We start from the raw sequence: 12,696 nt of genomic DNA, 5'->3' as shown, positions 1-12,696 counted from the left end.
CCAGCCTTGCCCCACCGTCCGTTTCCACAACTCAAAGTGCAAGTGGGGCCCCGTCACCGCTCCCGTTGCCCCCACGTAGCCGATTACGGTGCCCTGCTTCACGACTTCTCCCACACCCACAGCAGATTCAGACATATGGCCATAGCGGGTGCGCTGGTTGCCGGCATGCTCCAGCACAACGGTGATCCCCAGACCGCCCAGGGATCCCGAAGTGACCACCTTGCCGCTCAAAGAGGCCAAGATCGGCGTTCCCAGGCTGGCCCCCAAATCCACCCCGGCATGGAACTCCGGCTCTCCGCGAATGGGGTGAATTCGCATGCCAAACCCAGAAGTAATCGGCACCGGATGGGGTAGGGGATAGAGCAGTCGTTCTTCACCTGCCGCCAGTTCTGGTAACTCCGGCGTTGGCGGTTCAGGCGCTTGGGTCTGGCTGGGATCCTCAATGCGAATCTCTTCGCCTGGGGTGAGGATGATGCGGCGACCGGAGCTGCGTTCCATCAGCACCACCGGCACCCCACCTTCAGGTTGAGAAAAGGACGCCGTGCCGCTATTGCCGGGGGTGGCCAGGCCACGGTTTTTTTTCGGCTCAATAACCATTTCCCGGCCCACCACCGTCTCTGGGTGGGTTCCCGCCTCAAGAGCTTCTCCCCGTAGAGGAATGGCCCCATCCAGCAGCAGGGCTGCCGCCCCAGGCGTGTCCAGAGCCGGCTCCACCACGGGCGGTGGGGGCAAAGGGTTGGGTTGTGTCTGGGCCAGCAGAGCCGTGGGATAGAGCCAAAGCAGCCCCAGCCAAAAGCGCAGCCGCCGCCCTTGTGGAAAGAAAAGGCGCGCTGCCGCAACCAAAGGCTTCATCACCGCACTCAACACAGGCCACACAAGAAAAACCAGAAAGGCTACAGATCGCCGCCAACAGGAGTGTGATAGCTCAAGCGAACTTGGTCAGGTGCAAGCGTCAGGATAGATCCTCGCTCCCCTTGTGTTTGTACTCGCACCCGCCCATCCTCGGCAAGGCCCAAGACCGTGAGGCTGCTTTCCCCCTGGGCTCCTTGGACTTGCGACTGAACCATCCAGGCTTCGTACTCTGGGCGAACGGGGCCAAATCCCTCTTGCAACCAGACCTGGAATCCCTGCTCCATCCCCTGCAGAACCCAGCCGGCAATCTCGGTGCGGTCGAGGGACTGTCGGGATCCCAAGATGTGGGCTAAGGTGATCGCCCCGGCGGGCACGGGATTGTTGATATTCACACCCACGCCGGCCACCAGCCCCAGCAGTTGCCCGTCCCCCCCAAAGCGGCTTTGCACCAGGATCCCCCCCAGCTTGAGCAGAGAATCCGGGCCCACCACCACCAGATCGTTGGGCCATTTCAGCCGCAGCGGGATCCCCAGTTTTTGCCGCAGACTGCCCGCAATACCCCAGCCCAAGGTCAGGGTCAGTTCCAGCAGCGAGTGATGCAAGGGCGGGGATCCCAGCCAGACCGATAGATACAGCCCTCCCGGCTCAGAGTGCCATACCCGCCCATGTTGACCTTGCCCGGCCCGTTGGCGGGTGCTGACCAAAACCGTGCCCACCGGCAGCGGCTGTGGAAACCGGCGGCTCCAGTCCAGGAGCAGCCGATTGGTGGAATCGGTTACCGCCACCTGCAGGAGGTAATGGCCCCAATGGCCCACCTGGGATCCCAGCCGCGAGGGGGAAAGCATCTCCCTCAGCTCAGCACAATATCTTCCGCCGGACGCTGGGCCAGCCGCTTTAGGTTCTGATAGCGCAACATGTCCAGTAGATCATTGCCGGAGCGCCCCTCCAGACGGGCCTCCACGTGCAGCGCCTGCCCCAGAGCCTCCACCGCCTGCAGCCGTGGGATCCCGCGCAACACCAGACGATCCACCGCATAGGCATCGGCAGCCAACAGACGGCGGTCGTTGGTTTGGTCGCGGCGCAACTGCCAGAGGGCCAAGCCACTCAAACCTCCCGAAACCGTTGCTCCCACCGGATCCTGCTGCACAGCCTCAAAGATCAAGCTCAACCCTCCCAGAGCTGCTATGGCCAGGTAAAAGTCGATCTGCCGCGAGGCTGCCCGGCTGTAGTAGCCCACCTTGTGCAGGAACAGCCCCGCTCGCTGCAGGGGGGTAAACTGCCGCCACTCGTAGGGCTTGATAAACAGCCGCATTTGCCGTTCCCAGGGCATTTGCCGACGGCCCTTGATCACCACTGTCTGCCGTTCCGAGGCCGGCAAGATCTTGACGCTCTCTCGCATACTGGCAGGCAGCAGATCCAGCAGGCGCTCGATCTCAGCCTGCTCCAGAACGTAGTTTTCGTAGCCGTAGTATTCCGAGTCCATGCCGGGCCTGCTCCTCAGCTTAATCCCATCGCCTGACGCATCTCTCGCACCGCCCGATCCAGTCCTACCAGCACCGCTCGGCTGATAATGCTGTGGCCGATGTTCAGCTCCTCCATACCCGGGATCCGCGCCACCGGGCCGACATTCCAGTAGGTGAGACCATGTCCCGCATTCACCCGCAGGCCCAGTTGAAGGGCCTGTTGGCAGCCTTTTTCCAGATGCTCAAGTTCCACCTGCCGCCGAGCTGCGGAGGCAGCTTCTGCATAGCGCCCCGTGTGCAGCTCCACCCAGCGGGCCCCCACCTGGGCGGCAGCGGCAATTTGCACTGGATCCGGGTCGATAAACAAGCTGACCGGAATGCCGGATCCCTGCAGTTGGCCGACCACATCCCTAAGACGCGCCACCTGCCCTGCCACATCCAGGCCCCCCTCGGTGGTGATCTCCTCCCGCCGTTCGGGAACCAAAGTGACGTAGTCGGGCTTGATCTCCAGAGCAATGGCCACCATCTCATCGGTGGCGGCCATCTCCAGGTTGAGGTGGGTGCGCACCGTTTGCCGCAACAGCCGCACATCCCGATCTTGAATGTGACGGCGATCCTCGCGCAAGTGCACTGTGATCCCATCTGCCCCCGCCAACTCGGCGATCACTGCCGCTGCCACCGGATCCGGCTCTACGGTGCGGCGAGCCTGGCGAAGGGTGGCAATGTGGTCGATGTTAACTCCAAGACTTAACAAGGCCTGACTGCTGTGGGTGTAAAGGATTCTAGAATGCTCCTAGTATTACATTATGCAATTTGCGCCGGTCAGACGAGCCTGGATGCTGTGGGGCTCAGGCGGCGGGGAGGCAGCCTTTACTCTATGATCAAAATGCTCGAAAGCGATGTCTCGCCTGTGCGGGATCCACTCCAGGCTTGCCATGACTGATCCAAATGCCTCTCTGGCGGTGGGACAACACTCAATCATTGACCGGGCGCGGGTGCCGGCCCTGATTGCCCAATACCTGCCGGTGGAGATCTGCATTTACTACCAGGTTGTGCCCGTGGCCCTGGATACCGACAGCCTCATTTTGGGCATGGTGGATCCCCAGGATTTGGCAGCGCTGGACTACGTGAGCAAGATGCTGGCCTATTCCCAGATCTCCGTCCAGCCGATCCCGCTCACCGCTCAGCAGCAGCAGGATCTCATTGCCTACTACTTCAGCCATCCCCCCGACCCGGCAGAGGTGGAGCGGCTGCGCCTTCAGGCCCAAGCCAGCCGGGTGACGCGAGAGGTTCCCGCTCCTGTGGCGGGGCCACCCACGCAGTTGACGCCAGCCCAGCCCCCCTCCGCCCGGCCAACTGCTCCCCCCGTCCCCGCCGACGAATCGGAAGAGACGGTGCAGCAGTTGCTCAACTCGATGCTGCGACGGGCTTTGGATGAGAAAGCCGAGCAGATTTTTGTGGAACCTCAAGAGGGGGCTTCTTGTCGGGTGCGCTACCGTCAGCAGGGGATTTTGCGGGATCTGTTCAAAGATCTTTCGGAGTCCATACGGGCGAAGTTGATTGCCTCCATGAAGCGGATGATGGCACTGGATCCGGGGTTGATCGGAGAGCCGCAGCAGGCAGAGGTGGAACGGGTGTACCGAGGAGAGCCGCTGGTGTTACAGTTGCGCATTATCCCGCAGCGCTCCAAAAGTGGCCAGACGGCTGCTTCCAGAGAAGGGGCCATCTTGAGCATCTTGCGAGGAGAGGCTCTCCAGAAATATCAACAAGGCCGGAACAACCTCCGCGTCTCTGAGACCTTAGCCTTGGCCCAACAGACCCATCAACTGCTACAACAACTGCAAAGTGCTCTCAGCAACACAATCGACAAACTCAAGCAGTACCCCAGTCCACCGCGGAGCGACTGGCCCCTGATGACAGAGGTGTTGGCAGCTATCCAGGCTCAAGCCCAGATGATCGCTATCCATCAGCAGGACTGGGAAAAACTCAATTCCGGCAGTTGAGCCCCCAGGCATTTCGAGGGCATCTTGCTTTTGCCTTGCTTCTTGGCTTTATGGGCTCCCACTGCCTTTTGCCGGTGGCCCAAGTTTCTCATTCCCGTTGCAAACCCAAGCAGTTTTTTCCTAACGGGATCCCTCCCGCAACAGCACCAAAATCACACCGGCAATAATGCTGATGGTGGCCCCGGCAATGAGACTGGTGGCCAGACGTTCCAGCCGTTCTCCGATGCTCTGAGCGGTGTCGAACTTAAAAGTCAGTTTTTCCAGGTCACCTGATAGTTTCTCGACGTCGCCCGATAGTTTCTCGACACGCTCTGAGAGCTTTCCAGTATCTCCTGCGAGCCGATCGATCCGCTGCAAAATTTCCCCTTGTTGTTGGCTGAGGTGGGCTATTGCTTGGCTGTTGGTCTCGACCAAGCGCTCAAGCCGATCTAGGCGTTCTTCTGTTGAAATCGTCATGGGGTTTGCAAGTTACAGGCTACGTGTCTCTCGATCGTAAGCTACTGGCGGCCATTCGTCTTTTCGATGCTGGCTCCTGCTGGGTGCGATAATCTTGAGATCGTGCAGTCTTGTCCGTTAGCTCCCATGCCGTCCAAAGATCCAACGTCTCTGCCCAAGCCCCAGTCGGCACCTGCCAGCTCGGGATCCCGCACCTGGTGGCAGGCGCAGCGGGAAAACCTGCTGACGGTTGTGCTGGCGCTGCTGCTGGCTTTTGGCATTCGCACCTTTGTGGCGGAGGCGCGTTGGATCCCCTCCGATTCGATGCTGCCTACCCTGGAAGAGGGGGATCGGCTGGTGGTGGAAAAGGTCAGCTACCGCTTTGGCCCGCCCAGACGCGGCGACATCATTGTTTTCTACCCGCCTGCCAAGCTGAACTTCAACGGCGCCTACATCAAGCGGGTGATCGGCCTACCTGGGGATCGCATTCGTATCGCCGATGGTGAGGTCATCATCAACGGGATCCCACTGCAGGAGGACTATATTTATGCTCCTCCCAACTATTCTTGTCCTGGAGAGCGCTGCCCTGGAGTTCCCAACCAGGGATCCGAATTTGTAGTTCCTCCTCACTCCTATTTTGTGATGGGGGACAATCGCAATGACAGCCAGGACTCCCATGTGTGGGGTTTTTTGCCGGAAGAAAACATCATCGGCAACACCATTTTTCGCTTTTGGCCCCCGAATCGCCTACACGTTTTCACCCCGCCAGAATATCCCGAGCTGCGTTCGGAAACTCAAGTGTTGGGCGACACCGCCCGCTAGGGAGGTCGCTTGACTCTGCCTGGGCTGCTCAGCTAAAAACCGCAGGAGCCCCGCTCTGTACCCGTAGGGTCAGGGTCGGGAGGAATGCGGACGACGTATAGTTGTGACATGGCCCAAGTCCTGACTATCTCCTGCAAGCTCAAGGTGTCTGCTTCGCAAGCCGTGAAGCTAGAGGCAACCTTGTCTGCTTTTGCACAAGCACTCCTCGCGCCAGCGGGCCGTAGGCCTTACTGGGTCAACCAAAACACACCAGAGAAGGTGGTCAACCCAGTCAAGCTTCAATCGCTCTGCTACCGCGCAATTCGTACCCGCTTTGGGCTATCCAGCAACCTGGCACAACAGGTATGCAGAAGGCTGGCCGCTGCCCGCAAGGTTGCCCAGCAAAAGAATCGTCCAGTCAAAGCGTTCAAGAGCGGCTTTGTTACCTACGATGCCCGCATCTTCTCTTTTCGGGAAAAAGACTGGACGGTGTCGCTGACCACCGTTGAGGGACGCGAACGCTTTGAGCTGGATATAAGTAACTACCAGTGCGGCATGCTGGCGGGTTCTCATCCCAAAGCGGCCACGTTGGTCAAACGCCAAGACGGTTCCTACTCCATTCAAATTTGCGTGGAGTCCGAGGTACCGGAGCCACAAGACACCACCAAGGCAATTGGCGTGGATTTGGGTAGGAGAGATATTGCCCACACCTCTGAGGGGGATAACTGGAATGGACAGCAGTTGAACCGGGTCAGAGACCACTACTCCCGGTTGAGAGCGGCTCTGCAACGCAAGGCCAGTAAGGGCACACGCAGTTCTCGGCGCAGGTGTCGGCAACTGCTGCAACGGCTGTCTGGTCGGGAGAGGCGCTTTCAAACTTGGGTGAACCACTGCATCTCCAAAGCCATTGTTGCTAGGGCACAGGCCACCCACCGTTTTATTGCCTTGGAAGACCTGACCGGGATCCGGGAGCGTACCAACCAACAGCCACGCAGCAAGACGGAGCGGCGGCGGGCGAACAGTGAGGCCTACGGCCCGCTAGCGCGAGGGGCGTTCTACCAGTTGCGGCAGTTTGTGCACTACAAGGCCGCCAGAGCAGGGGTGAAGGTTGTGGTGGTGCCGCCTGCCTACAGCTCGCAGACCTGCCACCGGTGTTTGTGGCTTGGGCAACGGGAAGGGAAGCGTTTTCGTTGTGTGAACCCGGCCTGTGGTTGGGAAGGGGATGCGGATTTGAACGGTGCCAACGTCATTGCCCTTTTGGGGGTCGCTGTAAACCGGCCTAGAGGCCCGTGGTTGGCTTGCCAACTGCAGGGCTACCAAAAGCCCGCTCCGTACCGCTTAGCGGTCGGAGTCGGGTAGTTTACTGCAGCCGCTCCAGCACATAGTCCACCATTTGAAACAGAGCCCGGCGGGCTACAGAATCCGGGAGCACTTCCAGCGCCTCGGCGGCCTGACGGGCATAGTCTCGCGCCAACTGACGAGAGCGTGGGATCCCTTCGCTTTGATACACCCACTCTAGGGCCTGCTTCAGGTCTTGCGGGTTGGACAGTTCCCTGAGAATGAGCTCCCGCATCTGGGGAAATTCCTCTAAGGCGAATAAAACGGGTGCGGTGAGGTTGCCCTGGATGAGGTCGGATCCCACCGGCTTGCCGAGCATCTCTGCCGAAGCGGTGAAGTCCAGCAGATCGTCAACGATCTGAAAGGCAATGCCCAGATCCCGCCCAAAATCGAATAGCCGATCCGCCACCTCCTCGCTCACCCCACTCAGCAGACCGGCAGCCTTGGAACTGCCGGACATCAGGGAGGCCGTTTTGTAGAAGCTCTTGGCCAGGTAGTCCTCCATCGACACATCCGGGTTGAAGCGGGTAAGGCTCTGACGCACCTCTCCTTCTGGCAGATCCATGATCACCTTGGAAAGGAGCTTCACCACTTCCAGATTGTCCAGACTGGCCAAATACCAGGCAGCCTGACCGAAGAGGTAATCCCCCGCCAGCACGGCTATCCGATTGTCGAAGAGGGTGTTTACCGTGTCGATTCCTCGTCGCACGTCGGCAGCATCGATGACATCATCGTGTACCAAGCTGGCCGTGTGGATCATCTCGGTAATCTCTGCCAAGCGCCAGTGGCGGGGTGTGATCTCCCCATCGGGAGTGGTGGCACGGGCAATGAGGAGCACAATGGCTGGCCGGATCCCTTTCCCACCTGCCGAAAACAGATGCTCGGCAGCCATAGCCAGAATGGGGTGCTTGGCGCTAACCAACCGCGTCAGGTTCTGGCGTAAACGCTCCAGATCCGCTTCTACAGGGCCAAAGGGGGAGAGCACAGAGGTCATGGAGCCAGCGTATGAGAGGTTTTACAAAATTTCATATCTTTTCTTATTGTAGAGTACCCTATCGTTCCCAGGGAAAACCAAGCAGTATTATGCAAGCAGTCTTCTGCCCTTTTTATGTCCGATCCTGTCCTTCCACTTGGCGCTCGCTCCGTTCCACCGCTCCCTTCAGAACCCGATTGGGAGGAGGAGTGGGAGTTGGCGCTGGAAAAGCCGCCCCTGTCTGGGCGGGCCCAGCCTCACCATCATGATCCTCAGTCACGGCGCAAGTTGATCAACCGCTTGGCGCGCATCGAGGGGCACGTTCACGGGATCCGCTCCATGATCGAGCAGGATCAACCTTGTCCAGATGTGCTGCTACAAATTGCCGCCGTCAAGGGGGCGCTGGATCGGGTGGCGCGGCTGATCCTGGACGATCACATCCGCCATTGCATCCGCCACGCCATCGAGACCGGCAATATCGAAGTGGAGCTGGAAGAGCTGCAACGGGCCCTGGATCGCTTTATCGGCTAGGTTGCGATGACCAGATGTCTGGGCTGAACCTGAAAGACTCCCTGGCTTGGTTGGGGGAAACACCAAGCCGGGGTGTTGATGCGGTTGCCAAGGCCGGCTGTTCTGGCTGATGCTATCTAATGCTATTCGGTAGCTGGATCTCCCTGAGAAGGCTGGGCGTAGCGCTCTAGCAAGACCCTGTTCTTCAGTTGCCATTGCAGGCCCATGAAGGCACAGTTCAGGAACTCGTCGATCTCCTCCCGGCTGAATTGCATGGCCTTGCCGATCTCAAAAATGAGCGCCTCTTCCTTTTCCGTTAGCTCGTTGTTGACCACCGCCATTGTTGTCAGATCCCGCAGGATCAAGGCCCCGGCTGCGTTGTGCAGAGGCGGGATCCCGCTGAGGTCTAGGGTTGCGTCTGTTTTCTCGGCCAGATAGGTTTGGGCCACCTGTTCTTCAATGCCCATCCCTTCGGCAATTTGCAGGAAAAAGTTGGTTTCCTCTTCGTCCAACTGGCCGTCCACTCGGGCCACCGCGATCAGGGCTTTGAGGTAGAGCTGGCGCTGCTCATCTGTCAAGTCGGCGTAGTTGACCATGGGGGGTGTTGCTGAGTGTGGGTTTCCTCTTCAACTTTGCCATGAAGAGCGCCGCCCGGCGTCGGTTTGGCTCTTTTTCAGCCAAGGAAAAAATCGACTAAAATAGAGAGCCTGTGTCTGCCCAGATTTCCGGTAGGGGATCGGGGTGGCGGGCACGGGTTTGATTTTGGTTTTTCTCTAACCACCCTTCACAGCTTGCGGAGCAACCCTAAGGAGCAGATACCCCATGGTCAAATTGCGGCTCAAGCGCTACGGAAAAAAACGGCAACCCAGCTATCGCATCATCGCCATCGAAAGTAAAAGCCGTCGCGAGGCCCGTCCGCTGGAGGAATTGGGCTACTACAACCCGCGCACCAAAGAGACGGTTTTGGAGACGGCGGGCCTGCTCAAATGGTTGCGTTGTGGCGCTCAGCCCACGGAGACCGTGGAGGGTCTTCTCAAAAAGGCCGGCATCTACGAGATGCTGAAAGCAGGAGAAGGCGGAGTGGTTGCCTCGATTCGCATCCCGGCCATCGCCAAGCCTGAAGCTGGGATCCCTGAGCCAACAGAAGAGCCTGCTACGGAAGCTCCTGAACCCGATGCAGAGCCGGCTGTGGCAGAGGCTGGATCCCTGCCAGAATCGAGCCACCAAGAATCTGCAATTGAAGAGCCACGGGTCGAAGAAGCAGCCAAAGCCTAGGATAAGGACTTCGTCCCGCTGACGCCATCGGTTAACCTTTTGGCTATAGGCTCGGCTTGAACCCGTTTTTCCTTGCCAGGCGCCCATGCCAGACTACAAAGCCCTTGTCCATCTTTTGATCGAGCCGTTGCTCAGCTCATCTGGGCTGCAGATGGACGTGGAAACCACCTGTGGCGGGCGCAAGGTATGGCTGCGGCTGGCCTTTGACCCCAAGGATCGCGGGCGGGTATTCGGGCGCGGCGGGCGCACTCTGCAGGCGATTCGGCAGGTGATGATGGCGGCAGCCCAGTTGGCGGGCCAGTCTTTGTACATCGACATCTACGGCGAGGCAGGAGAGCGGGAATGAGCCAGATCCTCACCTTTTTGGGTAAGGGGGGCACAGGCCGGAGCACGTTGGCGGTGGCAGCAGCGCGGGCAGCAGCCCAACAGGGGCGGCGAGTGCTGTTGGTGGGCCATCAGGCGGGGCCGGCGCTGGAGATGCTCTTGGGCGGGATCCCACTTGCCGGGGAGCCGGTGACCATTGCCGCCAATTTGAGCGTGGTGCAGTTGCGCACAACTCAGCTTCTGGAACAACACTGGACGGCGGCCAAAGAGCTGGAAGCCCGATATGTGCGCACTCCCTTTTTCCGGGAGATCTACGGTCAGGAGCTGGGGGTGTTGCCGGGCATGGATCAGGCGCTGGCCCTGGAAGCGCTGCGCCGCTACGATGCCAGCGGCCAATACGACTGCATTCTCTACGATGGGCCGGGGGATCTGACCACCTTGCGGGCTTTTGGCATCCCGGAGGTGGCCAGCTGGTACTGGCGGCGGGCTTCCCAGGCTTTTCTGGGATCCGACTTGGCCAAAACCCTGCGCCCTTTTGCCGAGCCGTTGCTGCGGTCGGTCAGCACCGTGGAGTTCTCGTCTTTAGAGGATCTGTCGAATCGGCTGGGGGGGATGACCAACATTTTCGAGCAGGGGCGGCAGGCCATCGCCGATCCGCGCCGCGTGTTGGCCCACCTGGTGACCACCCCGGATCCGATGGCTGTCCAGACTGCCCGTTACCTCTGGGGCAGTGCCCAGATGGTGGGGCTGACGGTGGGCGGTCTCTGGGTCACCCCTCTGGCTCCGGGCGAGGTCTCGGCTGCCGATTTTTTCCCCTTGACCGTACGCACACTTCCCCTGCGTCAAGGATCCGATTGGTCAGCTTTGGAGGCAGCGGTGGGGGGCATATTCGCCGTGCCGGATGTGCCGCCGCCCGTGGCCATCGACGAGGGAGCGCGTACAGTCAAGCTGTTTATTCCCGGCTTCAGCAAGGCCCAGATCGAGCTGAGCCAGTCGGGCCCGGAGCTGACCATCACCGCCGGGGATCAGCGGCGCAATTTGTTCTTGCCTCCCAGCCTGGCGGGTCGGCAGGTGGCCGGGGCCAAGTTTCAAGAACCCTTCTTGGTCATCAGCTTCGGCTAGGCCATCACGCCAGCGGAGGAGAAGGCGATGTTGGCCAAACGGATCATTCCCTGTCTGGATGTGGCGGCGGGGCGGGTGGTCAAAGGGATCCAGTTTGTGCAGTTGCGCGATGCCGGGGATCCGGTGGAGCTGGCCCAGGCTTATGATCGGGCGGGGGCGGACGAGCTGGTCTTTCTGGACATCACCGCTACCCACGAGGAGCGGGAGATTTTGCTGGAGGTGGTGCAGCGCACGGCGGAGCAGGTGTTCATCCCCCTCACGGTGGGAGGTGGGATCCGCGATGTGGAAGGGATCCGGCAACTGCTGCGGGCCGGGGCCGACAAGGTAAGCCTCAACTCGGCGGCAGTCCGGGATCCGGATCTGGTCACCCAGGCCAGCCGTCAGTTTGGATCCCAGTGCATCGTGGTGGCTATCGACGCCCGCGCCAAACCAGGGGGATGGGAAGTGTACGTGCGCGGGGGGAGGGAGCCGACGGGGCTGGACGTGGTGGAGTGGGCCAAAACCGTGGCCGAGCGAGGGGCAGGGGAGATCTTGCTCACCAGCATGGACGCCGACGGCACCCAAGCGGGCTACGACCTGGAGCTGACCCGCCGCGTGGCCGAGGCGGTGGCGGTACCGGTGATCGCCTCAGGGGGGGCGGGAGACTGTGCCCACATCCGCCAAGCTCTGCAGGAGGGGGGGGCAGAGGCAGCCCTGTTGGCTTCTCTGTTGCACTACGGCCAGTTGACGATTGCCCAGATCAAAGCCGATTTGGCCGCCCACGGCATTCCGGTGCGCTGCTAAATCTTGGGGGGTTGCCCATGCAGGATCTGGCCGATCTCTTGCCCCGTGTCAGCCGCCTTTCGGAAACAGCCGGGCAAGCCATTTTGGAGATCTATCGGCAAGATCAGATCCAGGTCAGGGATAAGACCGACTTCTCCCCCCTCACTGAAGCAGATCTGGCCGCCCACCACCTGATCCTGCAGGGCCTGCAAGATCTAACTCCGGGGATCCCCGTGCTGTCGGAAGAATGCGGCGGGATCCCCTATTCGGAGCGGCAACAGTGGCGGCAGTTCTGGCTGGTGGATCCCCTAGATGGCACGCGCGAGTTTATCGGGCGCAACGGCCAGTTCACGGTCAACATCGCCCTCGTCGAGGCGGGGATCCCCATCTTAGGCGTCGTCCATGCCCCGGCTCTCGGCCTTACCTACAGGGCAGCGCAAGGGCTGGGGGCCTACAAAGGCAAAGAGCCCATCCGGGCCCGCCCCCCCGCCCAGGCTCCTCTGCAGGTGGTGGTCAGCCGTTCCCACCGCAGCCCGGAGACGGAGCAATTCCTGGAGCGGCTGCGACGGCGCTACGGTTCTCTCGAAGTCAAGTCTGTGGGTAGCGCCCTCAAGTTTTGCCTGGTGGCCGAGGGATCCGCCCATCTCTACCCCCGCTTTGGCCCCACCCTGGAATGGGATACCGCCGCCGCCCACTGTATCGTCGAGCAGGCGGGGGGAAGTGTCACGAACTTGCAAGGGGATCCCTTGCGCTACAACAAACCGGAGCTGCACAACCCGCCCTTTGTAGCAGCTGCCGAAGGCGTTACCCAACTGTGGCAGGAGCTGGTTCCCTAGAA

15 protein-coding genes and 1 pseudogene are annotated in these 12,696 nt (G+C 60.5%); 9 read left to right on the top strand and 7 right to left on the bottom strand.

The genetic code is table 11. The annotated features are described in order from the left end of the window. The 4 genes from NW826_RS08050 to NW826_RS08035 form a co-directional block, all read right to left on the bottom strand. On the bottom strand, positions 1-852 hold an 852-nt coding region (locus tag NW826_RS08050), incomplete at its 3' end, for a M23 family metallopeptidase (RefSeq protein WP_414509860.1). Positions 853-893: 41 nt separating this feature from the next. Beyond that, positions 894-1,697 (bottom strand): biotin--[acetyl-CoA-carboxylase] ligase, encoded by an 804-nt coding sequence (locus tag NW826_RS08045; protein WP_414509859.1) that lies wholly within the window; start codon positions 1,695-1,697, stop codon positions 894-896. Positions 1,698-1,702: 5 nt separating this feature from the next. Next, complete coding sequence (locus NW826_RS08040; RefSeq protein ID WP_414335991.1) at positions 1,703-2,335, bottom strand: DUF3318 domain-containing protein; 633 nt, start codon at positions 2,333-2,335, stop codon at positions 1,703-1,705. A 14-nt stretch (positions 2,336-2,349) separates the two neighbouring features. Then, positions 2,350-3,069, bottom strand: a complete 720-nt coding sequence (locus NW826_RS08035) for a pyridoxine 5'-phosphate synthase (protein ID WP_414369119.1) — start codon at positions 3,067-3,069, stop codon at positions 2,350-2,352. 181 nt (positions 3,070-3,250) lie between these two features. Here NW826_RS08035 and NW826_RS08030 point away from each other — a divergent pair, with 181 nt between their 5' ends. Continuing rightward, entirely contained in the window at positions 3,251-4,318 is a 1,068-nt protein-coding gene (locus NW826_RS08030; protein ID WP_414509858.1) for a hypothetical protein, read from the top strand. A gap of 120 nt (positions 4,319-4,438) precedes the next feature. Here NW826_RS08030 and NW826_RS08025 read toward each other — a convergent pair whose 3' ends face one another. After that, entirely contained in the window at positions 4,439-4,774 is a 336-nt protein-coding gene (locus NW826_RS08025; protein ID WP_414509857.1) for a hypothetical protein, read from the bottom strand. A 126-nt stretch (positions 4,775-4,900) separates the two neighbouring features. Here NW826_RS08025 and lepB point away from each other — a divergent pair, with 126 nt between their 5' ends. Further along, positions 4,901-5,575 carry a signal peptidase I gene (lepB, locus tag NW826_RS08020; protein WP_414336229.1) on the top strand — a complete coding sequence of 225 codons (675 nt, stop codon included), beginning with the start codon at positions 4,901-4,903 and terminating at the stop codon, positions 5,573-5,575. Positions 5,576-5,683: 108 nt separating this feature from the next. After that, positions 5,684-6,913 (top strand): RNA-guided endonuclease InsQ/TnpB family protein, encoded by a 1,230-nt coding sequence (locus tag NW826_RS08015; RefSeq protein WP_414509861.1) that lies wholly within the window; start codon positions 5,684-5,686, stop codon positions 6,911-6,913. Position 6,914: 1 nt separating this feature from the next. Here NW826_RS08015 and sds read toward each other — a convergent pair whose 3' ends face one another. Beyond that, the gene (gene sds, locus NW826_RS08010) at positions 6,915-7,886 is read right to left on the bottom strand and encodes a solanesyl diphosphate synthase (protein WP_414347741.1); all 972 of its coding nucleotides are present in this window, start codon (positions 7,884-7,886) and stop codon (positions 6,915-6,917) included. A gap of 114 nt (positions 7,887-8,000) precedes the next feature. On the opposite strand from sds, the gene NW826_RS08005 reads away from it, so the two are divergent. Next, on the top strand, positions 8,001-8,396 hold the full coding sequence (locus NW826_RS08005) for a metal-sensing transcriptional repressor (protein WP_414335804.1): 396 nt from the start codon (positions 8,001-8,003) through the stop codon (positions 8,394-8,396). A gap of 122 nt (positions 8,397-8,518) precedes the next feature. Here NW826_RS08005 and NW826_RS08000 read toward each other — a convergent pair whose 3' ends face one another. Next, the gene (locus tag NW826_RS08000; protein ID WP_414509856.1) at positions 8,519-8,971 is read right to left on the bottom strand and encodes a TerB family tellurite resistance protein; all 453 of its coding nucleotides are present in this window, start codon (positions 8,969-8,971) and stop codon (positions 8,519-8,521) included. Between the two features lie 226 nt (positions 8,972-9,197). On the opposite strand from NW826_RS08000, the pseudogene rpsP reads away from it, so the two are divergent. The 5 genes and pseudogenes from rpsP to cysQ form a co-directional block, all read left to right on the top strand. Next, positions 9,198-9,443 (top strand): annotated as a pseudogene (rpsP, locus tag NW826_RS07995) (30S ribosomal protein S16); the annotation flags it as partial. A gap of 292 nt (positions 9,444-9,735) precedes the next feature. After that, positions 9,736-9,996 carry a KH domain-containing protein gene (locus tag NW826_RS07990; protein ID WP_414335800.1) on the top strand — a complete coding sequence of 87 codons (261 nt, stop codon included), beginning with the start codon at positions 9,736-9,738 and terminating at the stop codon, positions 9,994-9,996. Continuing rightward, entirely contained in the window at positions 9,993-11,096 is a 1,104-nt protein-coding gene (locus NW826_RS07985; protein ID WP_414347738.1) for an ArsA family ATPase, read from the top strand. Before NW826_RS07990 ends, NW826_RS07985 begins: the two co-directional genes overlap by 4 nt. 27 nt (positions 11,097-11,123) lie before the next feature. Then, positions 11,124-11,879: an imidazole glycerol phosphate synthase subunit HisF gene (gene hisF / locus NW826_RS07980; protein ID WP_414335796.1), complete on the top strand. Its 756-nt coding sequence runs from the start codon at positions 11,124-11,126 to the stop codon at positions 11,877-11,879. A gap of 17 nt (positions 11,880-11,896) precedes the next feature. Beyond that, entirely contained in the window at positions 11,897-12,694 is a 798-nt protein-coding gene (cysQ, locus tag NW826_RS07975) for a 3'(2'),5'-bisphosphate nucleotidase CysQ (protein ID WP_414509855.1), read from the top strand. Positions 12,695-12,696 lie beyond the last annotated feature (2 nt).

Source organism: Synechococcus sp. OH20 (genome assembly GCF_047502685.1).
Lineage (GTDB): Bacteria > Cyanobacteriota > Cyanobacteriia > Thermostichales > Thermostichaceae > Thermostichus.
The sequence above is the reverse complement of the archived record's forward strand: the minus strand, read 5'-3'. Positions and strand labels throughout refer to the sequence as shown.

Coding starts and splice junctions, on each gene's coding strand:
- NW826_RS08025 (WP_414509857.1), bottom strand. CDS start 4,774: ATGACGATTTCAACAGAAGAACGCCTAGATCGGCTTGAGCGCTTGGTC.
- sds (WP_414347741.1), bottom strand. CDS start 7,886: ATGACCTCTGTGCTCTCCCCCTTTGGCCCTGTAGAAGCGGATCTGGAG.
- NW826_RS07985 (WP_414347738.1), top strand. CDS start 9,993: ATGAGCCAGATCCTCACCTTTTTGGGTAAGGGGGGCACAGGCCGGAGC.
- NW826_RS08000 (WP_414509856.1), bottom strand. CDS start 8,971: ATGGTCAACTACGCCGACTTGACAGATGAGCAGCGCCAGCTCTACCTC.
- NW826_RS07990 (WP_414335800.1), top strand. CDS start 9,736: ATGCCAGACTACAAAGCCCTTGTCCATCTTTTGATCGAGCCGTTGCTC.
- NW826_RS08045 (WP_414509859.1), bottom strand. CDS start 1,697: ATGCTTTCCCCCTCGCGGCTGGGATCCCAGGTGGGCCATTGGGGCCAT.
- cysQ (WP_414509855.1), top strand. CDS start 11,897: ATGCAGGATCTGGCCGATCTCTTGCCCCGTGTCAGCCGCCTTTCGGAA.
- NW826_RS08030 (WP_414509858.1), top strand. CDS start 3,251: ATGACTGATCCAAATGCCTCTCTGGCGGTGGGACAACACTCAATCATT.
- hisF (WP_414335796.1), top strand. CDS start 11,124: ATGTTGGCCAAACGGATCATTCCCTGTCTGGATGTGGCGGCGGGGCGG.
- NW826_RS08005 (WP_414335804.1), top strand. CDS start 8,001: ATGTCCGATCCTGTCCTTCCACTTGGCGCTCGCTCCGTTCCACCGCTC.
- NW826_RS08015 (WP_414509861.1), top strand. CDS start 5,684: ATGGCCCAAGTCCTGACTATCTCCTGCAAGCTCAAGGTGTCTGCTTCG.
- NW826_RS08040 (WP_414335991.1), bottom strand. CDS start 2,335: ATGGACTCGGAATACTACGGCTACGAAAACTACGTTCTGGAGCAGGCT.
- lepB (WP_414336229.1), top strand. CDS start 4,901: ATGCCGTCCAAAGATCCAACGTCTCTGCCCAAGCCCCAGTCGGCACCT.